The organism is Bradyrhizobium iriomotense, assembly GCF_030160715.1.
Taxonomy (GTDB): domain Bacteria; phylum Pseudomonadota; class Alphaproteobacteria; order Rhizobiales; family Xanthobacteraceae; genus Bradyrhizobium; species Bradyrhizobium iriomotense.
In genome coordinates this window covers 14,529-40,007 of sequence record NZ_BSOW01000011.1, presented here as the reverse complement: position 1 = coordinate 40,007, position 25,479 = coordinate 14,529, and the positions used below count along the sequence as shown (strand labels likewise).

Annotated in this window: 22 protein-coding genes; 4 read left to right on the top strand and 18 right to left on the bottom strand. The window is 64.1% G+C overall.

Translation table 11 applies throughout. From position 1 onward, the window contains the following. Positions 1–4: 4 nt before the first annotated feature. From QQL28_RS16905 to QQL28_RS16865, 9 genes are all read right to left on the bottom strand, one after another. Complete coding sequence (locus tag QQL28_RS16905; protein ID WP_284267184.1) at positions 5–1,258, bottom strand: adenylate/guanylate cyclase domain-containing protein; 1,254 nt, start codon at positions 1,256–1,258, stop codon at positions 5–7. Further along, complete coding sequence (locus tag QQL28_RS16900; protein ID WP_284267183.1) at positions 1,255–1,644, bottom strand: response regulator; 390 nt, start codon at positions 1,642–1,644, stop codon at positions 1,255–1,257. Before QQL28_RS16900 ends, QQL28_RS16905 begins: the two co-directional genes overlap by 4 nt. After that, on the bottom strand, positions 1,641–4,238 hold the full coding sequence (locus QQL28_RS16895; RefSeq protein ID WP_284267182.1) for an ATP-binding protein: 2,598 nt from the start codon (positions 4,236–4,238) through the stop codon (positions 1,641–1,643). The genes QQL28_RS16900 and QQL28_RS16895 overlap by 4 nt, the downstream gene beginning before the upstream one ends. Before the next feature lie 54 nt (positions 4,239–4,292). Next, positions 4,293–5,273, bottom strand: coding sequence for an ABC transporter substrate-binding protein (locus tag QQL28_RS16890; RefSeq protein ID WP_284267181.1), 981 nt, complete (start codon positions 5,271–5,273; stop codon positions 4,293–4,295). Between the two features lie 112 nt (positions 5,274–5,385). Beyond that, the gene (locus QQL28_RS16885; RefSeq protein ID WP_284267180.1) at positions 5,386–8,481 is read right to left on the bottom strand and encodes a MexW/MexI family multidrug efflux RND transporter permease subunit; all 3,096 of its coding nucleotides are present in this window, start codon (positions 8,479–8,481) and stop codon (positions 5,386–5,388) included. 72 nt (positions 8,482–8,553) lie between these two features. Next, entirely contained in the window at positions 8,554–9,744 is a 1,191-nt protein-coding gene (locus QQL28_RS16880; RefSeq protein ID WP_284267179.1) for an efflux RND transporter periplasmic adaptor subunit, read from the bottom strand. A 1-nt stretch (position 9,745) separates the two neighbouring features. Beyond that, positions 9,746–10,447 (bottom strand): TetR/AcrR family transcriptional regulator, encoded by a 702-nt coding sequence (locus tag QQL28_RS16875; protein WP_284267178.1) that lies wholly within the window; start codon positions 10,445–10,447, stop codon positions 9,746–9,748. A gap of 66 nt (positions 10,448–10,513) precedes the next feature. Continuing rightward, positions 10,514–11,104, bottom strand: coding sequence for a thiamine pyrophosphate-dependent enzyme (locus QQL28_RS16870; RefSeq protein ID WP_284267177.1), 591 nt, complete (start codon positions 11,102–11,104; stop codon positions 10,514–10,516). Continuing rightward, a complete protein-coding gene (locus QQL28_RS16865) occupies positions 11,101–11,640 on the bottom strand; it encodes a phosphonopyruvate decarboxylase (protein ID WP_284267176.1) in 540 nt (179 codons plus the stop codon). The genes QQL28_RS16870 and QQL28_RS16865 overlap by 4 nt, the downstream gene beginning before the upstream one ends. Before the next feature lie 104 nt (positions 11,641–11,744). On the opposite strand from QQL28_RS16865, the gene QQL28_RS16860 reads away from it, so the two are divergent. The 3 genes from QQL28_RS16860 to rocD all read left to right on the top strand — a co-directional run bounded on the left by QQL28_RS16860 (position 11,745) and on the right by rocD (position 14,964). Continuing rightward, a complete protein-coding gene (locus QQL28_RS16860; protein ID WP_284267175.1) occupies positions 11,745–12,977 on the top strand; it encodes a cytochrome P450 in 1,233 nt (410 codons plus the stop codon). Between the two features lie 13 nt (positions 12,978–12,990). After that, on the top strand, positions 12,991–13,665 hold the full coding sequence (locus tag QQL28_RS16855) for a potassium channel family protein (protein WP_284267174.1): 675 nt from the start codon (positions 12,991–12,993) through the stop codon (positions 13,663–13,665). Positions 13,666–13,749: 84 nt separating this feature from the next. After that, positions 13,750–14,964 carry an ornithine--oxo-acid transaminase gene (gene rocD / locus QQL28_RS16850; RefSeq protein WP_284267173.1) on the top strand — a complete coding sequence of 405 codons (1,215 nt, stop codon included), beginning with the start codon at positions 13,750–13,752 and terminating at the stop codon, positions 14,962–14,964. A gap of 174 nt (positions 14,965–15,138) precedes the next feature. Here rocD and QQL28_RS16845 read toward each other — a convergent pair whose 3' ends face one another. Further along, on the bottom strand, positions 15,139–15,333 hold the full coding sequence (locus QQL28_RS16845) for a hypothetical protein (RefSeq protein WP_284267172.1): 195 nt from the start codon (positions 15,331–15,333) through the stop codon (positions 15,139–15,141). Positions 15,334–15,473: 140 nt separating this feature from the next. On the opposite strand from QQL28_RS16845, the gene QQL28_RS16840 reads away from it, so the two are divergent. Further along, a complete protein-coding gene (locus QQL28_RS16840) occupies positions 15,474–16,892 on the top strand; it encodes a Spy/CpxP family protein refolding chaperone (RefSeq protein WP_284267171.1) in 1,419 nt (472 codons plus the stop codon). A gap of 28 nt (positions 16,893–16,920) precedes the next feature. Here QQL28_RS16840 and QQL28_RS16835 read toward each other — a convergent pair whose 3' ends face one another. The 8 genes from QQL28_RS16835 to QQL28_RS16800 form a co-directional block, all read right to left on the bottom strand. Further along, positions 16,921–17,784, bottom strand: a complete 864-nt coding sequence (locus tag QQL28_RS16835) for a sugar phosphate isomerase/epimerase family protein (RefSeq protein WP_284267170.1) — start codon at positions 17,782–17,784, stop codon at positions 16,921–16,923. Next, complete coding sequence (locus tag QQL28_RS16830) at positions 17,784–18,974, bottom strand: dihydrodipicolinate synthase family protein (RefSeq protein WP_284267169.1); 1,191 nt, start codon at positions 18,972–18,974, stop codon at positions 17,784–17,786. The genes QQL28_RS16835 and QQL28_RS16830 overlap by 1 nt, the downstream gene beginning before the upstream one ends. A 10-nt stretch (positions 18,975–18,984) precedes the next feature. Next, positions 18,985–20,136, bottom strand: coding sequence for a Gfo/Idh/MocA family protein (locus tag QQL28_RS16825; RefSeq protein WP_284267168.1), 1,152 nt, complete (start codon positions 20,134–20,136; stop codon positions 18,985–18,987). After that, complete coding sequence (locus QQL28_RS16820) at positions 20,133–21,536, bottom strand: enolase-like domain-containing protein (RefSeq protein ID WP_284267167.1); 1,404 nt, start codon at positions 21,534–21,536, stop codon at positions 20,133–20,135. The genes QQL28_RS16825 and QQL28_RS16820 overlap by 4 nt, the downstream gene beginning before the upstream one ends. 216 nt (positions 21,537–21,752) lie before the next feature. Further along, positions 21,753–22,601 carry an ABC transporter ATP-binding protein gene (locus QQL28_RS16815; protein ID WP_284267166.1) on the bottom strand — a complete coding sequence of 283 codons (849 nt, stop codon included), beginning with the start codon at positions 22,599–22,601 and terminating at the stop codon, positions 21,753–21,755. Continuing rightward, positions 22,598–23,590: an ABC transporter substrate-binding protein gene (locus QQL28_RS16810; protein ID WP_284267165.1), complete on the bottom strand. Its 993-nt coding sequence runs from the start codon at positions 23,588–23,590 to the stop codon at positions 22,598–22,600. The genes QQL28_RS16815 and QQL28_RS16810 overlap by 4 nt, the downstream gene beginning before the upstream one ends. 56 nt (positions 23,591–23,646) lie before the next feature. After that, on the bottom strand, positions 23,647–24,456 hold the full coding sequence (locus QQL28_RS16805; RefSeq protein ID WP_284267164.1) for an ABC transporter permease: 810 nt from the start codon (positions 24,454–24,456) through the stop codon (positions 23,647–23,649). 283 nt (positions 24,457–24,739) lie between these two features. Beyond that, positions 24,740–25,399 carry a TetR/AcrR family transcriptional regulator gene (locus QQL28_RS16800; protein WP_284267163.1) on the bottom strand — a complete coding sequence of 220 codons (660 nt, stop codon included), beginning with the start codon at positions 25,397–25,399 and terminating at the stop codon, positions 24,740–24,742. Between the last annotated feature and the right edge of the window lie 80 nt (positions 25,400–25,479).

Below are 25,479 nucleotides of genomic sequence, written 5' to 3'. Positions count from 1 at the left end.
ATCCCTATTCCAGTTGCATGCGAACACCCTTGGCGCCGTTGAGCAGGCGCTTGAGGTGGAAGCCGGCCAGCGCATCGTCGGCGTGCATGCCGACCAGCGCGGCGAAGGCCGGCATGGCCGCGATGTCACCGGCTTCCAGCTTGGCGAAGGCTTCGGAGTATTGCGTCGTCAAAGGTGTTTCGAATCGTGCCGGCGGGAGCGGCTCGAACGCGCGCAGCGGCTCGCTGCGGCCGCGCAGCATGAGGTCGCCCACCGGCCGCCCCTGGAAATTCGCAGCGCCCTTGGCAACGCTGGCGCTGACACAGATGCGCGTACCCAGATGCTTGTTGGCGGCTTCCAGCCGCGCCGCGGTGTTGATGGTGTCGCCATAGGCGGTGTAGTCGAAGAAGCGGCTGCCGCCGAAATTGCCGACCAGCGCGGGCCCGGCATGGACGCCGATGCGTGTCGTGCCGAAATTGACGCCCTTGTCCTTCCAGCGCTGGCGAAAGCCTTCGGCCCATATGTCGAGATCGTGGGCGCAGGCGACCGCACGCGTCGCAAAATCGGGTTGATCCCCGGGGGCGTTGAACAGCACCTGGATGGCGTCGCCGATGATCTTCGCAACGGTGCCTTCGTGCTGGAACACGATGTCGGTCATCCCGCCGACGTACGCGTTGAGAAGCTCGCCCAGCGTTTCCGGCGCCGCACTCTCGACCAGCGTGGTGAAGCCGGTGATGTCGGTGAAAATGGTCGCGACGTCGCGCCACTGCACCTCCATACCGTCGCTCTCGCCGCTCGCCGCCGCCAGACGCTTGGCGATCTCGGGCGAGAAATAGCGCGACAGCGAAGCATGGGCGCGCTCGGCTTCCAGCTGCCGGCGCCGCGCCTCGCGCAGCGTCTCGACGTGGCGGATGGTCTTCTGGATCGTGGTCTCCAGATCCGCGAAATCGATCGGCTTGGTCAGGAAGTCGAAGGCGCCGCGGTTCATCGCGGTGCGGATATTGCTCATGTCGCCATAGGCCGAGACGATGATGGTCGACTTCTTATCCTCGGCCTCCTGGAGCTTCTGGAGCAGCGACAGCCCGTCCATCCGCGGCATGTTGATGTCGGACACCACCAGATCGACATGCGGATTCAGCTCGATCGACTGCAACGCCTCGACGCCATCATGGGCGAACATGAAGCTGACGAGCCCTTCGCGAATCTGCCTGCGAAACTTCTGGAGGACCAGCGCCTCCAGGTCGGGCTCATCATCGACAACGAGAATCGTGGATGTCATGCCGCTTGCTCGAGCCTGGTGTCGATCTCCTGCCGCAGCACCGCAAAATCGATCGGCTTGGTCAGAAGTCCGACCGCGCCGCGCTCGATCGCCTTGCGCCGTGTTTCCGCATCGCCGTAGGCCGTGATCATGATCACCGGCACATCCGGACGTTCCGCGCGCACCTTCGGCAGCATGTCGAGCCCGCTCATGCCGGGCATGTTGATGTCCGACAGAATCAGGATCAGCGAGGGATCGCGCACCGCGACGGCGCGCTCGATCGCCACCGGCGCGGACGGTGCAAACTCCATCTGGAAACGGCCCGCGCGCAGGTCGCGCCGGAACTGCTGACGAAACAGCGCCTCAACGTCGGGCTCGTCGTCGACGACAAGGATATAGACGTTCAAGTCCTGCCTCCGGTATTGCCTTGCGCCGCCAGCATGCGCGGCAGCGTAATGATGAATTCAGTGAATGCACCCGGCTCAGTATTTACGTCGACCGTGCCGCCATGCTGTTTCACCACGATGTCGTGACTCATGGACAGGCCAAGCCCGGTTCCCTCACCGGCCGGCTTGGTGGTGAAGAAGGGATTGAACATTTTCTCCTTCACCTCGGGCGGGATGCCGGTGCCGTTGTCGCGGATCCTGATCTCGACGTTGTCGCCGAGATTCCTGGTTGACGCGCTCAGCGTCGGCTCGAACGCGCCGCCCTCGCTCTCCTTGCGCTTGGTCGCGGCATAGAAGCCGTTCGAGATCAGGTTGAGGAAGACGCGGGTGATCTCCTGCGGATAGATGTCGAGCATGCCGGCGGCCGGATCGAGGTCGCGCTTGAGCGTGATGTTGAAGCCCGGCTTTTCGGCACGCGCGCCGTGATAGGCAAGATTGAGGCTCTCCTCGACGAGCGCGTTGATGTCCGCCGGCCGCCGCTCGCCCGAGCCCTCGCGCGAATGCAGCAGCATGTTCTTGACGATGGAATCGGCGCGCTTGCCGTGCTGTACCACTTTCTCGAGATTACCCTTGAGCATGTGGGTGAGCTCGGCGACCTCCTCCTTGGTCTTGTCGTCGAGGCCGGCTCCTTGCAGCACCTCGTTGAGCTCGTCGATCAACTCCGTCGACACCGAGGAGAAATTGTTGACGAAGTTGAGCGGGTTCTTGATCTCGTGGGCGATGCCGGCGGTGAGCTGGCCCAGCGAAGCAAGCTTCTCGGTCTGGATCAGGCGGTCCTGCGCGGTGCGCAACTCGTCGAGGGACTGCGAGAGCTCCTTGGTGCGCTCACGAAGCTGCTTGAGCAATCGCGCGTTCTCGATCGCAATGACCGCCTGATTGGCAAAATTCTCCACCAACGCGATCTGCTTGTCGGTGAACGCGCGAACCTCCCGACGAAAGATCGTTATCACGCCGACCAGATCGTTCTCCCGCAACAGCGGTACCATGAGCGTCGTGCGCGCACCCCCGACATCGGCAAGCAAGACAGCCATCTCGGATCCGGCACGATAGGCAGCGCCTTCGCGAACGTCGAGGACCTGGGCAACCTGATGCGTCCTCGCGACCTCGGCAAGGCCGCTCTCGGGATGCGGAGCAATCGTGGGCTGCCGCCTGGCCGCAAATTCCGGGGGCAGATTGTAATCCGATACCAGATTGTATCGCTCTCCGTCCCAGAGGTCCATGACGCCAAAGCTTGCACCGCAGACCCGCGTTGCATTCTCCAACATCTTGTTGAAGACCGGCTGCAGTTCGCCGGCGGACGAACTGATCGTCTCCAGAACCTCCGACGTTGCCGTCTGCTGCTGAAGAGATTCGCTCAGTTCTGCCGTGCGCTGCTCGACCTTCTTTTCCAAATCCGCGTAAGACTCCTGGAGCCGCGCGCCCATGTCGTTGAACTGGTTGGCGAGCCCCTCCAACTCGTCGCCAGTCTTGATCGAGATGCGCTGCGAGAAGTCGCCGCCGCCGATACGCTCGGCGCCGGTGCGCAGGGCCTGGATCGGACCGACCATGCGCCGCGCCAGGAAAATCCCTGCGAGCACCGCGAAGATGGATGCTGCGAGCAGCACGATGGCGAGACGTTGCAGGGAAGCATAGAGCGAGGCATAGGCCTCCTCGACCGGAAGCTCCACGAACATGGTCCAGCCCAGCGGCGCGATCGGCGCGGACGCGGTCAGCACCTTCTGTCCCTGGATATTCGTCGCCTCCTGCAACGAGTCGGGCATGGTCCCGCCGCCGGCCTGCGCGGCGCGCACCTGCTCGAGCCTGGACATGTCGGTATTGCGCAGCACGAGGCTGATGTCGGGATGCGCGATCAGCCGGCCCTGCGAACCCACCACATAGGCGTGGCCGTGCTCGCCGACCTTGATCTGCGAGACCACGTCCCAGATCAGCTTGAGATTAACTTCCGCGATGCTGACGCCGGCGTCCTTGCGCGTACCGGCCAGCGCCAGCGTCATGTAGGGCTCGGACTCCCGCCGGAAATAGACCGGCCCATAATAAACCTTGTGGGCGACGGCCTCGGTGAATTTCGCATCCGTGGAGACATCGATCCCGCTATCGACGACGTCCATCGCCAGGCGCGAGACGCGCAAGCGCTCCTTGCCGGTCGAATCGACCTGGGCGAGTTCGGTGATGGCCGGAACCTGGCGCAGAAGCCGCAGCGCATCGAAGCGGCGCTGCTCGATCGAGCCGGCCGACCACGGCAGTTGCGTGGTCCAGCCAAGCTGGCTCTCGATCTCCTTGACGAACTGGCCGATCTTGGCGGCGGCCGCCTCGGCCTGCTCGCGCTGGACCCGGATCAGCGCGGTCTTGTGCTCACGGTAATAGAAGAACACCTCGAAGAGGCCGTTGGCGAGCAGCGCAACGCCCACCACGGCCACGAACAGCCCGACATATTTGGTGAACAGCCGGCTCCGGATCCCGGGCCGCGGGCCCTCCCCGGAAGCGGCATCGCCCGCCGCTGCGCTGCCAGGCAGCGACCGGCCCTGCGGCGTGTCGGGATGGAGGGAAATGCTCATCCCGCCAAGCCTAGCAAGAAGGCCGGAGCTTGTCTCTTGCCGCAGTGCACAAGGTTACTCGATGACCTCGTCGGCGAGCGCCAGCAAGGTCGGTGGAATCTCGAGTCCGGCCGCCTTCGCCGTTTTGAGATTGAGCACAAGGGGATAGCGAGTTGGCTGCTCGAACGGCAGATCGCCGGGGTTCGCACCGTTGAAAATGCGGGCGACCAGCGATGCTGCCCGCTCGAAGGATTCCGACACGTCCGGTCCGTAGGACATCAGCCCGCCGTCGCGGGCAAGGTCAGCATTTTCGTAGATCGCCGGCAGCTTCCGTACGGCAGCGAACTCGAACACCCGCTTGCGGTTGAGAATGGTGAGCGCGTCCGCCACCATCAGGATGCCGTCCGGCAAATCGCCGTTCATCACCGCGAAAGCTTCGTCGAAATCGTCGGGTTCGCGGACGCCGAGCGCCTGCACGGTCAGCCCAAGCGCCTGGGCGGCCTTCGCCGATGCCTGATAGCGCATGGTCATGCCGAGGTCGTCCTTGTTCCAGAGCATGGCGACCTTGCTCAGTTTCGGCGACATCTCCTTCAGCAACGTCAATCGCTTGGCACTGAGTGTTGCAGCGACGTCCGAAATGCCGGTGATGTTGCCGCCGGGATGGGCGAGGCTCTCGATGAGCCGGGTCTCGACGGGATCGCCGACGCCGCTGGCCGCGACCGTAGGAACTCCCGCCGCCTTGGCGGCCATCGCAGTCGGATAACCGATGATCACAATGGCATCGACACTCCTGGACCTGAGCTCGGCCACCAGCGCGGGGAGCTTCGCGACATCGCCAGCCGCACCTCGCGCCTCAAGCGTCAGATTCCGACCGAGGCTGAACCCACGCTCGCCAAGTGTCCTGATCAGGATCTTGCCGCCCGGACTCGTCTCCGTAATCGGCGTGATCGGCGTCAGCGTGCCGAGATGGTAGGTCCTGCCGTCCTGAGCCGCCACCGAGCCCGGCCACAACAGCGAAACGCAGCCGAGCCCTCCGAGGAATACGCGCCGCCTCATCATGCCTTCCCTGCTCTGGCGCAACAGCGCGCCGCGCAAGTCTACCACGGGACAAGAAAAAAGCGGCAATGGCGATGGCCATTGCCGCTTTGCAGCTTCGATGGAACGAGCCTCAGGTCGGCCGCAGCGCGCCGGGTCCCACATCCAGCGCCTCGATCTGCTTGGTCCGATCGGATTCGGTCTTGGCGCGGTGATCGGTCGCGAGCACGACATAGACTGCCGGCAGCACGAACAGCGTGAACAGCGTGCCGATCGACATGCCGGCCACGACCACGAGGCCGATCGAGAAGCGGCTGGCGGCGCCGGCGCCGGTCGCGGTCAGCAGCGGGATCAGGCCGGTGACCATCGCGGCCGTGGTCATCAGGATCGGACGCAGACGGATGCGGGCCGACATTTCGATCGCCGAGCGGCGATCGAGCCGTTCGTTGATCTGCAGCTCGTTGGCGAACTCCACCATCAGGATGCCGTGCTTGGTGATCAGGCCAACAAGCGTCAGCAGGCCGACCTGGGTGTAGATGTTCATCGTCGCCGCGCCGAAGAACAGCGGGATCAGCGCGCCGACGATCGCCATCGGCACCGAAATCATGATGACGAGCGGATCGCGCAAACTCTCGAACTGCGCCGCCAGCACCAGGAAGATGATGATCAGCGCGAAGCCGAAGGTGATCGCGAGCTGATTGCCTTCCTGCACATACTGCCTGCTGTCGGCGAGGTAGTCGTGGCTGAAGCCTTGCGGCAGCTTCTTGGCCTCGCCTTCGAGGAAGTCGACCGCAGCGCCAACGGTCACGCCGGGCATCGGCACGGCCGAGAAGGTCGCCGAGTTCAGCTGATTATAGTGCGTCAGCGCATTCGGTTCGGTCGAGGTCTCGATCGACACCACCGTCGACAGCGGCAGCTGCTGGCCGTTGTTGGTCGTGACGTAGTAGCCGTCGAGCGACTCCGGCGAGAGTCGCTTCTCGCGCGGGACCTGCGGGATCACCTGATAGGAACGTCCCTCCAGGTTGAAGCGGTTGATGTAGTTGCCGCCGAGCAGCACCGCGAGCGCGCCGCCGACGTTCTGCATGTTGACGCCGAGGTCCTGGGCCTTGGTGCGATCGACTCTGACCTTCACGGTCGGCTGGTTGTAGGCGAGGTCGCTGTCGGAGACGATGAACATGCCGCTCTTGCGCGCGGCGTCCTTCAGCTTCTCCATCTGCTCATAGACGGCCTGGAATCCGGCCGTCGAGTTGATGACCATCTGCACAGGCAGGCCGCCCGGCCCGCCCGGCAGCGGCGGCAGGTTGAAGGCGAAAGCCTGCACGCCCTCGATCTTGGAGAGCTCGGCCTGCACCAGCGGCTTCAGCTTGATCGACGAGCGCGTGCGCTCATCCCAGGGCTTCAGCAGCATGCCGGCGATGCCGTTCTGCGGACCGTTGATGCCGTTCAGCGCGAAGCGCAGATCGGTCTCGGAGAAGCTTTGAAACTTCTTGTCGAGCTTCTCGCCGTAGAAATCGAGATAGTCGATGTTGGCGTATTTCGGCGCCTTGATCACCGCGAACACGATACCCTGGTCTTCCTCCGGCGCGAGCTCCTTCGAGGTGTGCATGTAGAGGAAACCGACCAGGCCGAGGATCGTCACCGCAAAGAGACCGGTCACCGCCTTGTAGTCGAGCGAGCGGTCGAGCCTGCGGCCGTACCAGCGCGTCACGGCGCCGAACACCTTGTTCACGAGCTTGGCGAAGCGGCCCTCTTCGGTGTTCTTCAGCAGCACCGAGCACATCATCGGCGACAGCGTCAGCGCGATTACGCCGGACACGATCACCGAGCCTGCCAGCGTGAAGGCGAACTCGCGGAACAGCGAGCCGGTCAGGCCGCCGAGGAAGCCGATCGGGGCGTACACTGCGGCGAGCGTGATGGTCATGGAGATGACGGGACCGACGATCTCGCGCGCGCCTTGCAGCGCCGACTGAACCGGCGTCTTGCCCTCCTCCAGATGGCGGTGGATGTTCTCCACCACCACGATGGCATCGTCGACCACGAGACCGATCGCGAGCACCATCGCGAGCAACGTCAGGAGGTTGAAGCTGAAGCCGAGCGCCAACATCAGCGTACACACGCCGATCATCGAGAGCGGAATGGTGACGACCGGGATGATGACCGAGCGGAATGAAGCCAGGAACAGGAAGATCACCACGATGACGATGATCACGGCTTCGCCCAGCGTCTTCTCGACCTCGTCGATCGAGGACTGGATGAACTTGGTCGAGTCGTAGGCGACCTTCATCTTCATCGACGGCGGCAGATTGCGCTCGAGCTCGGGGAACAGCGCGCGCACGCCCTTCACAAGGGTCAGCGGGTTGCCCTGCGGCGTTGCGTTCACGCCGATGAAGATCGCGTGCTCGCCGTTGAAGGCGACGCTAGCATCCGTGCTCTGGGCGGCAAGCTCGACGGTTGCGATGTCCTCCATCCGCACGAAGCCGCCGTCCTTGGCCTTGACGATCAACTTCTTGAACTGGTTGACGTCGGTCAGGCCCGTGTTCGTCGAGATGTTCGAGACGATGAGGTAGCCCTTGGTCTGGCCCGCCGCGGACTGGAAGTTGTTGGCGGTGATCGCAGCCGCGACGTCGCCCGGCGACACGTTGCGGCCGGCCATCTTCACGGGATCGAGCCACAACCGCATCGCAAAGGTCTGGCCGCCGAGGATGTCGGCGGACGCCACGCCGTCGACGGTCGACAGCACCGGCTGCACGACGCGCGTCAGATAGTCGGAGATTGCCGAGCCCGACAACTCCTCAGAGGAGAAGCCGATATACATCACGGCCGTGGTCTGGCCCGTCGTCTTGGTGACGATCGGGTCGTTGGATTCCTTCGGGATCAGATATTTGACCGAGTTCACCTTGGCGAGCACCTCGGTGAGCGCCTGGTTCGGGTCGAAGTTCAGCTTGATGTAGACCTGGATCGTCGAGGTACCCTGCACGGACGACGACGTGATGTAGTCGACGCCCTCCGCCGAGGCGACGGCCTGCTCGATTGGCGTCGTGATGAAACCCTGGATCAGGTCGGCGGACGCGCCGGGATAGACGGTTGTGACGTTGACGACCGTGTTCGACAGCTTTGGATATTGCCGGATCGGCAGCACCATCGCCGCGCGCAGGCCGATCAGGAGGATCAGCAGGCTGACGACGACCGACAGGACCGGTCGCTTGATGAAGATATCGGTAAGGGCCATCGCGGCGATCTCGAATTCGTTTTGCTTGAGTGGCGTGATCCGGCGTCAGGCCGGATCACGCGAGCGCGCTACTCAGTAGCGCGGCGGTTGCGCGGGAATGGCCGGTGCCGGATCTGTCGAGATCGACACCGCCGCACCCGATTGCAGCTTGAGCTGGCCGACAGCGACGACCTTGTCGCCCGGCTTCAGACCCTTGAGAATCTCAGCGCGTCCATTGACCCGGTTGCCGGTCTGCACGAAGGTGCGCACCGCGCTCAGGCTGGTCTTGCCGTCCTCCCCCTGCTTCTCCGTGATCACGAACACGGAATCGCCATAGAGCGTGTAATCGACCGCCGTCTCCGGAACGGTCATCACCGGCGGCTTATCAGGCAGTACGACGGTGGTGGTCACGAACATGCCCGGCTTGAGGATCTTCTCCGGGTTGGCAATCGTCGCCTGAACGCGGATGTTGCGGGTGTCGGAAGCGATCTGTGGTTCGATGGTCGTGATCTTGCCCTCGAAGACGCGGCCCGGATAGGCATCGACCTTCAGCCGCACGACCTGGCCGACCTTGAGGTTGCCGGAGTCCTTCTCCGTCACCGTGAAGTTGGCCCACAGCTCGGAGAGATCGGTCAGCGAGACGATCGCGGTGCCCGCGGTGAGATACTGGCCGACCTCGACCTTGCGCACGCCGAGATCGCCGGAGAACGGCGCCCGCACCAGCTTCTGCGAGATCAGCGCCTCGGTCTTGGCGATGCCTGCCTGCGCCTGGTCGTAGGTCGCCTGCGCCTGGTCGACGGTCGCCTGCGGACCGAACTGGCGCAAGGCGAGCTGCTTGGCGCGGTCGAGCGAGAGCTGCGCGACCGTCGCCTGCGCCTTGAAGTTGGCGAGGTCGCCCTGCTCTGGCGCGTCGAACAGTTGCAGCAGCTGCGTGCCTTGCTCGACATGCGCGCCCGGCTCGAACTTGATCTCGGTGACACGGCCGTTGACGTCGGCGGTGACGTTGACCTGATGCACGGCGGCGAGCTCGCCGACCGCGGTCAACAGGTTCGGCACCAGCTCGGACTTCGCCTCGGCCGCGGTCACGCTCACCGGCGGCGGCTTGTTGTTGGCGAAGAACTGCTTGATCATCTGGCCGCGGAACGAGTTGAACCAGACGAGGCCGCCGACGAGTGCGCCGAGCAGCAAGCCGACGATGATGAACCAGCGCACCGGCTTGACCGGGCGCTTGGGCGCCTTGTCGATCGGTTCGCCCGATATCTTGTGTTCAGCCACGATGTTCATGTCATGCACTTTCTGCAATCGTCGTTGCGCCTGCACCCGGCGCCGAAGCGCGGCCCAGATGCGAAGCAATTGCGGCGTCGTTAAGTCCGATACCTCTCAGGAGAAATTCACAGAGCTGCCGCTCCAGATCGTCCGCATTGCCGTAAGCGAGGCATGGCGCGGCCGGCAGCCTGGTCAGCGCAGCCGTCATCACGACGTGATGCGCGAACCAGAACAGGTTGAGCGGATCCGTTGCGCAGGGCCTCGCATCGCCGGCTGCGACCGCGCGCTCCAGCGACGCAACGAAGACCGCTCCGATCAGATGCTCGATCTTGGCATAGAGCAGGCGGGCGAACTCGCCATCATCCAGATGGCTCGTAACCATCAGCCGCAGGCGCTGCGCCTCCTCCTGGTCGGGGCCGTTGGCGATCTGGATGAAGTGCTCGACCATGCCACGGATCAGCTCAACCAAAGTGGCCGTCGACGGCTCCCGCTCCAGAAGCTCCGTCAGCGCCGGATCAGCTTCGCACTCCTCGCTCAGGATCTCGGCATAAAGCGCCGCCTTGGAGGGGAAATGCTTGAACAGCAGCGCCTCGGAAATGGCAGCGGCGGCCGCCACGCTCTTGGTCGTGGTGCCGGTATACCCGTGACGGGCAAAACAACGTTTAGCGGCACCGAGGATGAGTTGCCTCCTCAGGTCGCTCGTCATACGCAATGAGCTCATGAGAGTGAGTAAGCACTCACCCACGCAAAAGTCAAGGGGGATGCTGCGGTGCAACCAAAAATGGGGCTAGATCGGCGGGAACCCGAGGTCGCCGCGCAGCCGGTTGACGATGTAGGTGCCGTCGCGCGTGGGCAAAATCCGGGTCAGCTCGGCGCTGTCGATCTTCACATTGGCAAAGCGGGGTCCGGCCGACACGTCATGGACGGACGCGGCGAAGGCCTCGACCTCGGCCATGGTGGAGATTGCCCGGCTGTCGGGGATGCCGCAGGCCTTGGCAACCCCGACGAGATCGGCGACGGCCGAGGTGTGGCTGGTCTGGCCGCCGGTCTCGCCATAGCGCTCGTTGTCCAGCACCACGATCGAGAGGTTGGCGGGCTTTTGCAGGCCGATGGTGGCAAGGCTGCCCATCCCCATCAGCATCTCGCCGTCGCCGGTGATCACCAGCACCGGCAGTTTCGGCAGGGCCAGCGCCAGCCCCAGGCCGATCATCGCAGCGCCGCCCATGCCGCCCCAGAGATAGAAGTTGCGCGCATGATCACCCGCGGCCGTGATGTCGTTCGTCGAGGCCCCTAAGCCACCGATCGCGACCACATCCTTGCGGTTCGCAAGCAGCGCGGCGACGACCCGACGGCGATCGAGGAGATTGGTCTTGCTCATTTGGTGAAAACCTTGGCGCCGATCAGGCGCTGCGACAGGAGAACGGCGGTCGGCGTCAACGCGTTGTAGGCCTGCGCTGCGGCGGCCTCCAACACGGCCGGCACTTCGGCGGCATGCGATGCACGCAGCACATGGACGCCGGAGAGCTCGAACACGCCCTGCGTGGTCGATCCCATCGGCACCTGCCAGGGATTGAACTCGCCCCATTCGCCGCGCATCGTCACTAGGGTGAGGAACGGGAAGCGCAGGATCGGGATCAGCGACAGCATGTTGATGCAATTGCCGACCCCGCTCGACTGCATCAGCAGCACGCCGCGCTGTCCGCCGGCCCAGGCGCCGGCGAGCAGTGCCACGCCCTCCTCCTCGGTCGTCAGCGGAATGCCGCGCATGGCGGAGGATGCGAGCACGCGCTTGATGAGCTGGGAGTGTCCGGCATCGGGCACATAAGGCACCTGCCGGACTTCGAAGCGCTCCAGGACCGCAAAGATCTCGTCAGGCCATGACGGCGGGGCATCAGCATCAGTGCGCGCGTGCATTTTGGTGTCCAGTCGGCTAGCAAGTCGGAAGAAGTCTAGACGGACGCATGCGTCGTTCGAAGAACAATAACGGCATATCGGCTTTAACCGGTGAGTATAGCGGGATGAACGCACAGGCGAGAGAGCTGGCGGCGAGCTTCGACCTGGAGAGGCTGACGCCTGAATTCTACGACAACCCCTATCCGACCTATCGTGCACTGCGGGAGAACGAGCCGGTCAAGCGCCTGCCGAACGGCACGGTGTTCCTGACGCGCTATGACGATCTCGTCACTACCTACAAGAACACCAGATCGTTCAGCTCGGACAAGAAGAAGGAGTTTGCACCGAAGTACGGCGCCTCCCTGCTCTACGAGCACCACACCACGAGCCTCGTCTTCAACGATCCGCCCGCGCACACCCGCGTGCGGCGCCTGATCATGGGCGCGCTGTCGCCGCGCGCGATCGCCAGCATGGAGGGCGATCTGATTGCACTCGTCGACAAGCTGCTCGATGCGATCGCGGCGAAGGGCGACTGCGAGCTGATCGGCGACTTCGCCTCAGCCATTCCCGTGGAGGTGATCGGCAATTTGCTCGACGTGCCTCATGATGAGCGCGAGCCGCTGCGCGACTGGTCGCTGGCGATTTTGGGCGCGCTCGAGCCCGTGGTCTCGCCCGACGCCTTTGCGCGCGGCAATCAGGCGGTGAAGGATTTCCTCGGCTATCTCACGACGCTCGTCGCACGGCGCCGCCGGAAGCCCGGCAATCCCGAGCGCGACGTGCTGACGCGCCTGATCCAAGGAGAAGGTGGCGGCGAGGATAATGGCGAACGGCTGACCGAGACCGAGCTGCTGCACAATTGCATCTTCCTGCTCAATGCCGGCCATGAGACGACCACCAATCTGATCGGCAATGGCCTCGTGGCACTCGACCGCCATCCGGACCAGAAGCAGCGGCTGATCCAGAACGGCGACCTGATCAAGACGGCGGTCGAGGAGATGCTGCGCTATGAGAGCTCGAACCAGCTTGGCAACCGCATGACCACCGAGCCGGTCGAGCTCGGCGGCGTGATGCTGTCAGCCGGCACCTCGATCACGCTGTGCATTGGCGCTGCGAACCGCGACCCCGCACAATTTCCTGATCCTGAAGCCTTCGACATCGCGCGCACGCCGAACCGGCATCTCGCCTTCGCCACTGGCGCGCATCAGTGCGCCGGCATGGCACTGGCGCGGCTGGAAGGCGCGATCGCGATCTCGCGCTTCCTGGCGCGCTTCCCGAACTATGCCTTGAGCGGCCAACCGCTTCGCGGCGGACGCGTCCGCTTCCGCGGATTTCTGCGCGTGCCGTGCTCGATCGGCTGATGCGAGGACTCACATGAGCATCGAGAGCGTGCGTAAGCGCTGGGCCGATCCCCTCTTGACGGCGCTGACGGGACTCCTCGTCGTCATGATGTTCGTCGTTGCACCGCTCCAGGCACTCGGGATCTTCGCCTTCCAGGTGTCCGAGCTCGTGCTCGCCCTTCTGCTCGTTTGCGGCATCTTCATCATCTCGGGGAGTCCGATCGCGGTTGGGGCCATGCTGCTCGCGCTCGCCATGATCATCACCGGCGCCGTCCTGCGATTCCACTCGCCCTCGCTGCTGGACCTCAACCTCTTCGCCGGCTCATGGTTCATCGTCGGTGTCACCATGGCCTGGGCGGTGGCGCGGGCGACCTTCGGGCCCGGACGCATCAACTATCATCGCGTCGTCGGTGCCGTACTGCTCTACCTCACGGTCGCCGTGATCTTCGCAGCCCTTTTCACCTTCGTCGGATCGCTGGTGCCGGAAGCATTTTCCGGCATGAAAGTGGCAGATAGTCCGGCGCTAGCGAGCCAGGTGATCTATTTCAGCTTCGCGACGATGACGACGACCGGCTACGGCGACGTCTCGCCCGTGCATCCAATCGTTCGCAGCCTTTGCAATCTCGAAGCCATATTCGGACAGCTCTATCCCGCGACCCTGCTGGCGAGGCTGGTGACGCTGGAACTCGAACACCGCGACAAGGAGTAAGGCGGCCGCGCCGTTCGCGGATTTTTGAACGACTCGCGCAATATCGGTTAGACTGCTTCAGGCAGACGAGCTGGAGTGACAAGCATGAACCTGTCGGTCACTGATTTCCTGGCAACGGAAGCGCGCCTTGGCACCTACAACTATGAGCCGATCGGGGTCGTGCTGTCGCGCGGCGAAGGTGTTTGGGTCTGGGATACCGAAGGCAACCGTTATCTCGATTGCCTCTCCGCCTATTCGGCGGTGAGCCAGGGCCACTGTCACCCCAAGATCCTGGCGGCGATGGTGGAACAGGCGCACAGGCTGACGCTGACCTCACGCGCCTTCCACAACGACCAACTCGCCCCGTTCTACGAAGAGATCGCCGCGCTGACCGGCTCCCACAAGGTGTTGCCGATGAACAGCGGCGCCGAGGCGGTCGAAAGCGCGATCAAGTCGGTGCGCAAATGGGGCTACGAGGTGAAGGGCGTGCCGGATGGCCAGGCCGAGATCATCGTCTGCAGCAACAATTTCCACGGACGCACGCTGGGCGTCGTCGGCTTTTCAACGGACATTGAGACCCGCAAGCACTTTGGGCCGTTCGCACCGGGCTTCAAGGTCATCCCGTTCGGCGACGCCGCGGCACTGGAGGCAGCGATCACGCCAAACACCGTCGCCTTCCTGGTCGAGCCGATCCAGGGCGAAGCCGGCGTCATCATTCCTCCTGCCGGCTATTTCACAGAGGTGCGCGAGCTCTGCACCGCCAGTAATGTGATGCTGGTGCTCGACGAGATCCAGACTGGGCTCGGCCGCACCGGCAAGTTGCTCGCCGAACAGCACGAGGGGATCGAGGCGGACGTGACGCTGCTCGGCAAGGCGTTGTCCGGCGGCTTCTATCCGGTGTCGGCGGTGCTTTCGAACAAGGAGGTGCTCGGCACGTTCAGGCCCGGGCAGCACGGCTCGACCTTCGGCGGCAACCCGCTCGCCTGTGCGGTCGCGCGCGCGGCGATGCGCGTGCTGGTCGAGGAAGGAATGATCGAGAACGCGGCCAAGCAGGGTGCGCGGTTTCTGGAGGGCTTGAAGGACATCCGCGCCAACACGATCCGCGAGGCGCGCGGGCGCGGGCTGATGCTGGCGGTCGAGTTGCATCCTGAGGCCGGCCGCGCACGCCGCTACTGCGAGGCGTTGCAGGCAAAGGGCATCCTCGCCAAGGATACCCATGAGTATACGATCCGCATCGCCCCACCGCTGGTGATCACCAGTGATCAGGTCGACTGGGCGCTGGAGCGGTTCGCCACCACCCTCACGCAGGATTTCTCCTGAAGCTGCCTGCGTCGGAAGACCGCAAGGCCGGCGGCTGTCGACAACGAACGATTTCGCCACCTGCGCGTTGAACGGTTGTGGGCGACCGGGACGAGCGTGGAGTTGCGATCATGCTTCCGCGTGGCACTTGCCTTTCGGCGTTTTTGGTTGGTGTCTCGATGATCGCGGCGAGCCTCAGCGCGTCCGCTCAGGACCACCGCGGAAGGGGTGGACCACCGGCACCGGCTGCGCGTCCGGCCGCGCCACCTGCGATGGCCCGCCCGGCGGCGCCGCCAGCCATGGCGCGTCCCGCCGCACCGGCGTTCCATCCACCGGCCATGCCGCAGCGACCCGCGATGGCGCCGCACCCTGCGCCTCGCTTCGCCTCACCCCCGCCGCGTCCAACCCCACACATCGCTGCGCCGCCGCCGCGAGCGGCCCCGCACGTGGCGGCACCACAACGTCCGGCCATGGCACCACGGCCGACACCGAATATCGCCGCCCCCTCACGCCCAAGCACGCCACCGACCGTGAGCGCGCGGCCGTCGCGACAGGAGCAGAGAGAACAGCGCGCGCAACAGCATCAACAGCAGATCCAGCAGCGCCAGCAAATGGTGCAGCAGCGGCAGCGCGAGATGCTTACACGTCAGGGCACGGAACGGCAGACCCGCATCGATCGGCTGCAACAGCGCGTGCAGCAATTGCAGTCGCAGAAGCCGGAAGGCCTGCGGGCGCAACATGCACAGGAGCGGATGCTGCGGACACAGAACCGCCTGCTCCAGCGCGAGCAGGGCATGCAGCAGCGCGATCAGGCGCGCCTGCAGCGATTGGGACCTGAGCCCGCCGCAGTTGGGCGAGCCGCCACTGCCGCCGCTGTGCTGGCCGCCGGGCGCGGGCGATTTGCGGAGCGCTTCCGCGAGCAGGCTACTGCGCAAAGCCGGGCGGCGCTCATCACCCGCGAGAGCGGCTGGGCTCCCCGACAGGCATGGCGGCACCGCCATCCTGCGGTATTCGTGGCGTGGCTGGGGCCGGTGTTCTGGCCGTACGCCTATTCCGACATTTTTGACTACACGTTCTGGTCCTACGCGTACGAGCCCGGCTATTGGGCCTATGCCTACGACGACTTCGTCGACACCGTGTTCTGGGGCGGCGATGGCGCCTATTCGGCCTATGCCAGCACCAACCCGTATGACTACCCGCAAACCGGTGGCAGCTACCGCGCGCGGCGGAGCTCGAGCGTAAGCCCGCGGGCGCTACGGCAATTGTGTGACGCGCCGGACAAGGGCGTGACCGCCTGGCCGTTCGCCTCGATCACGCAGGCGGTCCGGCCGACGCCTGAGCAGCGCAGCCTGCTCGACGACTTGAAGGCCGCGGCCAGACGGGCTGCCGATGCATTCAAGCAATCCTGCAATGATTCCTATGCGCTGACGCCACCCGGCCGCCTGCGCGCGATGACGAACCGCCTCAGCGCCACGCTCGAGGCGGTGAAGATCGTGAGGCCGGCGCTCGAGAAGTTCTATGGCTCGCTCAGCGACGAACAGCAGGCGCGCTTCAATGCGCTCGGTCCCAATATCGGCGAGCGCTCGCAACAGCAGCCCCAGCAGCAGGAGGCAAATGCTCAGCCCGATAGCTGCGGCGATCCGAAATCCAGCCTGACGCAGTTGCCGATCGAACGGATCGATGCAGCGGTACAGCCGGCTGGCAAGCAAAAGGAAGCACTCGACCGCCTGAGCGATGCGACCAAACAGGCGGTTCAAGCACTCCAGGCAGCCTGCCCGGATCAAGTGCCGCTGACACCGGTCGGGCGCCTCGAAGCCATGCAGATACGACTCCAAGCCATGCTGGAAGCGGCCAATGGGGTACTGCCCGCCTTGGACGAATTCTATGCGACGCTCAGCAGCGAGCAGAAGGCACGCTTCAACACGCTGCCCCGGACAGCAAGCCAGTGACGACCACCGCGTTGCCTGAGTACCGATCCTAAACCACGCTCCGATGCCGAGCGATGCAGGTGCGCAGCACCTCGTCGATCGGCTTCTCCCACCAGTCGTTGGAGAATATCTCGATCTCGGAATAGCCGGCATAGCCTTGCGCCTCGACCGCGGCGCGCGTCGATTTGATGTCGATGACGCCGTCGCCCATCATGCCGCGGTCGTTGAGGATGTCCTTGGTCGGCACCAGCCAGTCGCAAACGTGGAACGCCAGCAGGCGATCTTTGCCCGCGCGCGCGATTTGGGTCATCAACTCCGGATCCCACCAGATGTGATAGACATCGAGCGCGACGCCGAGCATGCCGCTGCTATCAGGATCGAGCCGATCGCAGATGTCGAGCGCCTGCTTCGTCGTGTTCACGCAGGCGCGGTCCGCGGCATAGGCCGGATGCAGGGGCTCGATCGCAAGCGGCAGTTTTGCCTGCCTGGCATAATCGAGCATTTCAGCGAGAGCATCCTCGACCTGCGCACGCGCTGCGACGATATCTTTCGAGGCCCCGCTGCCCGGCCGCGAATATTGCGGCAGGCCGCCGACGACCAGCACGATGCAGGAGGCGCCGAGCGCCTTGGCCTCATCGACACAGCGGCGATTGTCGTCCCGCACCTCGGTGCGGCGCGTGGCGTCAGACGTGAACATGCCGCCGCGGCAATAGCCTGAGAGCTCGAGCCCGGCGTCGCGCACCGCGCGAACCGCGCGATCGAGCCCGACGGCCGCCACCTGGTCGCGCCAGGGATCGATGGCGCGGATGCCGTGCCTGGCACAGGCGTCGATGATCTGAAGGAGATCACCCTGCTTGCGGACGGTTGCCGTATTCAGCGACAGCCAGCGATGGTCGGACGAGAAATCGCGCATCAGGCTTCGATTCCGTGCGAGGCCATCACGGTCTTCATCCGCTGGGTCGCAAGCTCGGGGTTGGCGAGCAAGCCGGCCTGATCGGCGAGGCGGAACAACTCGGCCAGATGCAGCGTCGAGCGCGCGCTTTCCTGGCCGCCGACCATGGTGAAATGATCCTGGTGACCATTCAGGTACGCCATGAACACCACACCCGTCTTGTAGAACCGCGTCGGCGCCTTGAAGATGTGGCGGGACAGTGGGACGGTCGGTCCCAGCACATCGTGGAAGCCGGCCTCATCGCCCGCTGCCAGCCGCGTCAGCGCATAGGAGGCCGCCGGCGCGATGGCATCGAAGATGCCGAGCAGTGCGTGCGAAAAACCTTGCGCGTCGCCGACGATCAGCTCCGCATAGTTGAAGTCATCGCCGGTATACATCTTGATGCGCTTGTCCAGGCGTCGGCGCATGTCGATTTCGCGCTGCTTGTCGAGCAGCGAGACTTTGACGCCATCGACCTTGGCCGCATTGCCGTTGATGATCGCGACGGCGGTGTCCATCGCATTGTCCAGATCCCTGGTGCCCCAATAGCCCGTCAGGGCCGGATCGAACATGTCGCCAAGCCAGTGGATGATCACGGGCTCGCGGACCTGCGACAGCACGCGGTCATAGACCTTGGCGTAGTCGTCGGCATTGCGGCCGAGTTTTGCCAGCGCCCGCGACGCCATCAGGATGATGCGGCCGCCGACCTTCTCGACCGCCGCAATCTGTTCCTCATAGGCGCGGATCACATCGTCGAGGCCCTTGGCATCCTCGACCGCGAGGTGATCGGTGCCCGCCCCCGAGAACACCAGCGCGTTGCGTCGCTTTGCGGCCGTGACCGAGCGCGTGATCAATTCCAGCGAGGTCGGCCAATCCAGCCCCATGCCGCGCTGGGCGGTGTCCATGGCTTCGGCAACACCAAGGCCGAGATCCCAGACGTGCTCTCGGAAGGCAATGGTCTTGTCCCAATCGATGGCAGCCGAGAGCCAGGGATCGTTGTCGGCGAGCGGATCGGCCACCATGTGCGCGGCCGAGAACGCAATCCGGTTCAGCGTGCCCTCGAGCTTTGCGGGAAAGCTGCGCGAGGCGGTGAGCCGATAGGTCTCGATCGAGCGATCCGCCTTGGGCAGCTTGAGCGACAATGACGACATTGGCGGGATGGGCTTGTTCATGGCTCCCTCCTCAGAGTTTGATCGGCGCGACGTCGATCCAGCGCCGCTCCTTCCAGCTCTTCAGCGCACACTCGGCGAGTTGTACGCCCTTGGCGCCTTCGAGCAACGTGAACTTGTACGGCGCATCCTCGCAGACGTGCCGGATGTACATCTCCCACTGCTCCTTGAAGCCGTTGTCGTAGGAGACATTGTCCGGCAGCTTCTGCCAGTCGCCGTAGAAATCGTGCAGCCGCTTCTCGTCGGGATTCCACACCGGCCGGGGCGTCGCCTGCCGCGCCTGGATCATGCAGTCGGAGAGGCCCGCCACGGCAGAACCAAGCGTGCCGTCGACCTGGAAGGTGACGAGATCATCGCGATAGACGCGCGTCACCCAGGACATATTGATATGGGCGATGATGCCGCCCTTGAGCTGGAAAGTGGCGTAGGCGGAGTCGTCGGCGGTCGCCTTGTACTGCTGTCCCTGCTCGTCATAGCGCTCGGGGATGTCGGTGTTGCCGATGCAGACCACGCTCTCGACGTCGCCAAAGAGATTGTCGAGCACGTAGCGCCAGTGGCAGACCATGTCGAGAATGATGCCGCCGCCATCCTCATTGCGATAGTTCCAGGATGGCCGCTGCGCCTCCTGCCAGCCGCCTTCGAACACCCAATAGCCGAACTCGCCGCGCACCGAGAGTATGCGGCCGAAGAATCCGGAATCGCGCAGGAAAGCGAGCTTCTTCAATCCCGGCAGGAACAGCTTGTCCTGCACCGTGCCGTGCTTGACGCCCTTCGCGTTGGCGAGCCGCACCACCTCGACGGCTTCCTCGAAATTGGTCGCGATCGGCTTCTCGCAATAGACGTGCTTGCCGGCATTGATGGCGCGGGTCAGCAGGTTCGGCCGGGCCTGCGTGGTCGCGGCGTCGAAGAACACGCTGTTGTTCTCGTCGGCGAGCGCCGCATCGAGATCGGTGGTCCAGCGCTTGACGTTGAACTGTTTGGCCAGCCGCTCGACCTTGTCGACGCTGCGGCCGACCAGGATCGGATCGGGCATCACGCGATCGCCGTTCTTCAGCTTGACGCCGCCCTGGTCGCGGATCGCGACGATCGAGCGGATCAGATGCTGGTTGAGCCCCATGCGCCCGGTGACGCCGTTCATGATGAGGCCGAGGCGTTGCATGGTCATGCCAATTGCTCCCAGGGTGATGTTGGCTGTTCGAGCGGGCGAAGCGCCGACCAGTTCGGATGGACCGACGTCGCAAAGCCCGGTGTGGCGAGTGATCCCGTCAGGAGATCGCCGTCGCGAATGGAAAGGCGAATGCCCTGCCCGGCATCGGCGTAGAGATCGGGATGCGCGGCGGCGAAGGCCTGCGCTTCGGCGGCCGGCGCCTCGCCGAAGCCGTCGACATAGTGATGGCCGTTGCGCTCGGCGTGTTCGAGGCAGAGCAGCGCGCCAAGCGCCAGATCCTGTTGCAGAGCGAGCCCCGGCTGGCAGGTCAGGTCTTCGCCGGTCATGAAACACTCGGCTCTGTCCATATCGCGCGCGATCATCCGGGCGGCATTCACGATCGACTTGTAGAGGCCCTTACAGGACTTCGAGGAGACGCCGCTATAGCCCAGCTTGTAAGCTGTCGGCCAAGCGTCATAAGAATCGTCGGCCTCGTCGATGATGAAGTCGCGACGACGGAGAGCGCCAAGCGGTGTTCGCTGAGTGATATCGCGCGGCAGCGGCTGCTCGATATATTGTAAGCTGCCTATGATGGGTTCGAGCGCGCTATCGCGCTCCAGTCGATCGACCAGCGCGTCAAGGGCGCTCAAGTCGGCGTATTGCTCATTTCCGTCGAGCGTGACGCTGTAATGGTGCGGCAACATCGCAAGCTGGCTGCCAATCCGGATTAGTCGCGCGGCGTCCGCCTCCGGATCACCACCGAGCTTGAGCTTGAAATAGCGCGCGCCGGCATTTTGCTTGGGATCGGCCACGCCGCCATCTCCCTCGACCTTGTCGTCGAGGCCGACGGTGTGGCGGATCGCAACGCGTTCCGATCTGTGCTGGTGGGCGAGAACAAGAAATCGCTCGATATCGCCCTCATCAAGGTCGGGTGACAACCGTGCATCGATGCCGGCGATGTTGCTGGCCATGCCATCGAAGAAATTTGTCTCCACGCCACGCAGCAGCGCATCGAGGATCGCCTTGTCGATTTCCGCAGGACCAAAGGCGGCTGCTAGCGCCGGGATACTCTCTTTGGCACAGGCCGCGACCTGCGCGCCAACGCATCCGGCGTGCCGATCGAACGCCGTCAGAAATCCTGTCTGTGCCAGATACAGTCCGCGCGCGATCTGAAGCGACCGCCGCAAGCCGTCGACCGTCTGCGCCGGCGACAGCTCTGGCCGCTTGTCGAACCATTTCGGCACCATCATCTCGGCGCTGGCACCAACCGCAGTGCCTTTCCCTTCGACTTCGATCTCGACCCGCACGAACAGCTGCGGCGTCGCGTTGACGGTCACCGCGCCAAAGCGGAACGGCCGCGCGAAATGCACGGGACGTTCGAACAAGGCGATCTCTCGCAGCTTCAGGCGCGGGGGCATGGTGTTCCAGCGAAGCAAAGTGAACTTGAGGCGAGCGGTGCGGCCGCGGGAGACGCGCCTCTCCCGCTTGCGGGAGAGGTCGGCGCGCAGCGCCGGGTGAGGGTTCTTTCCTCTTGGGGAGTCTTGCCAGCGGAGACACCCTCTCCCCAACCCTCCCCCGCAGGCGGGGGAGGGAGCGCACCGTTCGTGCGGCTGGTCACAGGGCCTCCCATGGTTTCAGTCCAACGTCCCTTGCGTGAAGAAATGCTTGCGGATGCGTTGCACGAGCTCGGTGAAGACGGGATCGGCCATCACGTCGAGCGAGCGCGGGCGCGGCAGCGGCACGTCGTAGATCGCCGCGATCGCGCCGGGCCGCTCGGTCATGACCAGCACGCGGTCGGCGAGGAACACGGCTTCGGGAATCGAATGCGTGATCAGCAGCACCGTCTTGCCGGTCTCGCGCTGGATCCGCATCAGCTCCACATTCATGCGCTCGCGCGTCAAGGCATCGAGCGCGCCGAACGGCTCGTCCATCAGCATGATCTTTGGATCGTGCACCAGCGCGCGACAGATCGAGGCGCGCTGCTGCATGCCGCCGGAGAGCTGCCAGGGCAACTTCTTCTCGAACCCTTCGAGGCCGACCAGCTTCAACAGCTGCTTGGCGCGGACGAGATATTTGTCCCGCGGCAGCCGCTGCATGTCGATCGGCAGCATCACGTTGGCGAGGATGTTGCGCCAGGGCAGCAGCAGCGCGTTCTGGAAGACGATACCGACGTTACCGTGCGGCCTCGTCACCGTCTCGCCGTCGACCAGGATATCGCCGCTCGACGGCGGCAGGAGCCCGGAGATCAACTTGAGCAGCGTGGACTTGCCGCAACCGGACGGGCCGACCACGACGAAGAATTCGCCCTCGCTGATATGGAAGTCGAGCGGCTTCAGCGACGGCACATCACCGTCGCGCGATCTGTAGGTCTTGGACACGCCGGACAGTGTGATGCCCGATGTGCCCGTGCCGGCCCGGTCACTCACCAGTCGCAGATGAGCGGCCGGCTGCACGGCGTCGCTTGGTCTGGCCGCCGATTTCACGAGTCGCCCTTCGGCAGGTAGTCGTTGGTGTAGAACGCCTTCGGGTTCTCCTTGGCCTTGGCGTCGAGACCGCCATATTCGACCAGCAGGTTGACCGTATCGGTCATGTTCTGGTCGGTAACCTGGAACGGGCGCTTGTTCTTGGTCTCGGCAGTGCGGTAGAGCGGAATGGTCAGCTCAAAGCCCTGAGTCAGCGTGTCGATCTTGCCACCCTTCGGATTGGCGTCGAGGATCGACTGCGCGGCCGCCTTCGGCTCCTTCTCGGCGGCTTCCACCGCCTTGGTCGTTGCCGACATGAAGCGGCGGACGAGATCGGCATTGGCTTTCACGTAGTCCGGGTTGGCGATGATGCCCGAGGAGACCATGTTGATGCCGTAGTCGGCAAACTTGATCGGAAAGACGTCCTTGCCGGTGGCATCCTTGATCTTCATCGACTGGTCCATGACATAGCCGAGGAGGAGGTCGGCCTGGCCGTTGATGACGGCGTTGAGCTTGGTCTGGCCGTCGCCGGCAACGGTCTGGAAGTCGCTTTCCTTCAGGCCTGTCTTCTTCAGGAACAGCGGCCAGATCTGCGTCATCGAGTCCGCGGGCGTTATCGCCACCGTCTTGCCCTTGATATCCTCGGGCTTCCTGATGTTCTTGTCGATGAAACCCATCGCCGACATCGGGCTGGTCTGGAGCAGCACGCCGGTCGCGATCACGGGCGCACCCTTGATCGCGGCGCGCATCATGGTGGGCACGTCGACATAGCCGAAGTCGGCGGTCTTGGCCGCAACGGCCTGCGTCGTTGCCGCCGAGCCGCGGCCTTCCTGGATCTCGAGATCGATACCTTCGGCCGCGTAGATGCCCTTGGCCTTGCCGTAATGGAACGGCGCGTGCTCGCCATAGACGTACCAGTTGAGCATCAGCACGACCTTGTCGGCGGCCCGCGCCGGCACGATCGCGAACGCCATCAGCGCCGCCGAGACAGCTCCTATCCACCGCTTCATTCGCTACTCCCTTGTCGTTGTTGCTTCGGCCGTTGTTGGCCGTTCGTTTGCTTGGTTCACGAGGCGAAAATGACGTCCTCGCGCTGGCTGACATGCCAGGGAATGACGAGGCGCTCGATCCGGTCGACGATCCAGAACAGCACCACGCCGAGCAGTGCCAGGATCACCAGCGCCGCGAACATCGTCGGCAGGTCGAACGTTCCGATCGAGCGCTGCATGACGTAGCCGATGCCGGAATTGGAACCGACGAACTCGCCGACCACGGCACCGACGACGGCGAGCGTCACGGAGACTTTCAGGCCGGAGAAGATCGCCGGCAAGGCATGCGGCAGGTTCACCGCGCGGAACACCTGGAAGCGGCTGCCCTGCATGGCGCGGGCGAGATCGACCATGTCAGGATCGACCGACTTGAAGCCCTGCACGGCGGAGACCACCACGGGAAAGAACCCGAGCAGGAATGCGGAAATCACTTTTGGAATGATGCCGAAGCCGAACCAGACCACGAACAGCGGCGCGATCGCAATCTTCGGCACGGACTGCGAGAACACCAGGAGTGGATAGACGTAGCTCTCCACCGTCTTCGAGCCCGCGATCAGCATCGCCACGGGAATGCCGAACAGCGCGGACAGCAGGAAGCCGCAGACCGTCGCATAAGTCGTCGGCCAGCACTGCCGCAACAGTTCCGGCCAGTCGGTGCGCAGCACCGCGACGACGTCAGCCGGCGCCGGGATCTGATAGGCCGGGATCCTGAACAGCCGGATCGCGAGGTCCCAGGCAATGACGACGAACACCAGGAACAGGAACGGCCGCACCCAGGCCGCGTTCAGCAGCTTCGACAGCGCAGTCTGCGGCTTCGGTTCAGCCACGGCTCACTCCCGGTATTCTTTTTCGTTCTCGGGAGAAATTAACTCGTTGGATAAATACTGTCCAGCGCTTTCCCTGTGACGTTTTGTGGCGGTTCGGGAAAATTTGGCGTCGTTGAGAGAGCGATGACCGCGCCACAACCTCGATGTCGTCCCGGCGAAGGCCCATAACCACAGGGAGACATTTGGCGAAGGAAATAGACAGATCACGCGGTATGGGTCCCGGCCTTCCGGGACGACCATGGGGGGAGATATCGCATCAAACGCAGCAGCGAAGCCGCAGGCGCTAAACCGTCTGCGCCACTGCCGCGCGCGACTTCGGCGCCTTGGCAATCTCGAACAGCGCGGCCGAGCGCCCGGTCAGTGCCGCCAGCACGAGACCGACCATATGCGCGAGGCGCTCGTCCTTGGCGTCCTTGGCGAGCAGGTCGCGGCCGAAGATCACGCTCAGCGTGGCGCTATTGGAGAGGTAGAAGAAGCTCAAGCCCGCGATCGAGATGTAGAGCTGCACCGGATCGACCGCGACCTGGAAGTCGCCGCTCTCGACACCGCGGCGGACCACGGCACCGATCATCTCGACGAAGGGCGAGTGCATCGACTTGACCTTGGTCGAGCGCTTGAGATGTCTTGCGCGCGCAAGATTCTCGGTCTGGAGCAGCGACAGGAATTCAGGGTTGCGCAGAAAATAGTTCCAGGTGAACTCGATGAGCCGCCTGATCGCTTCGGGCGGATCGAGATGTTCGAGGTCGAGCCCCCGCTCCTCGCTGCGGATCTTGTCGTAAGCGCCCTCGAGCACCGCGAGATAGAGATCGTCCTTGTTGCCGACGTGGTAGTAGAGCATGCGCTTGTTGGCGTCGGCCTTGGCCGCGATGCGGTCGACGCGGGCACCGGCAAGACCATGGGCCGCAAACTCCTGCTTCGCCGCCTCGAGGATGCGAAGCCGCATCCCTTCCGGGTCGCGCTGCCACTTGAGAGTTCGTTTTGCCTTCGCCAAACCGGTTGCCCGTCAATGCTTGTCCCGATTGC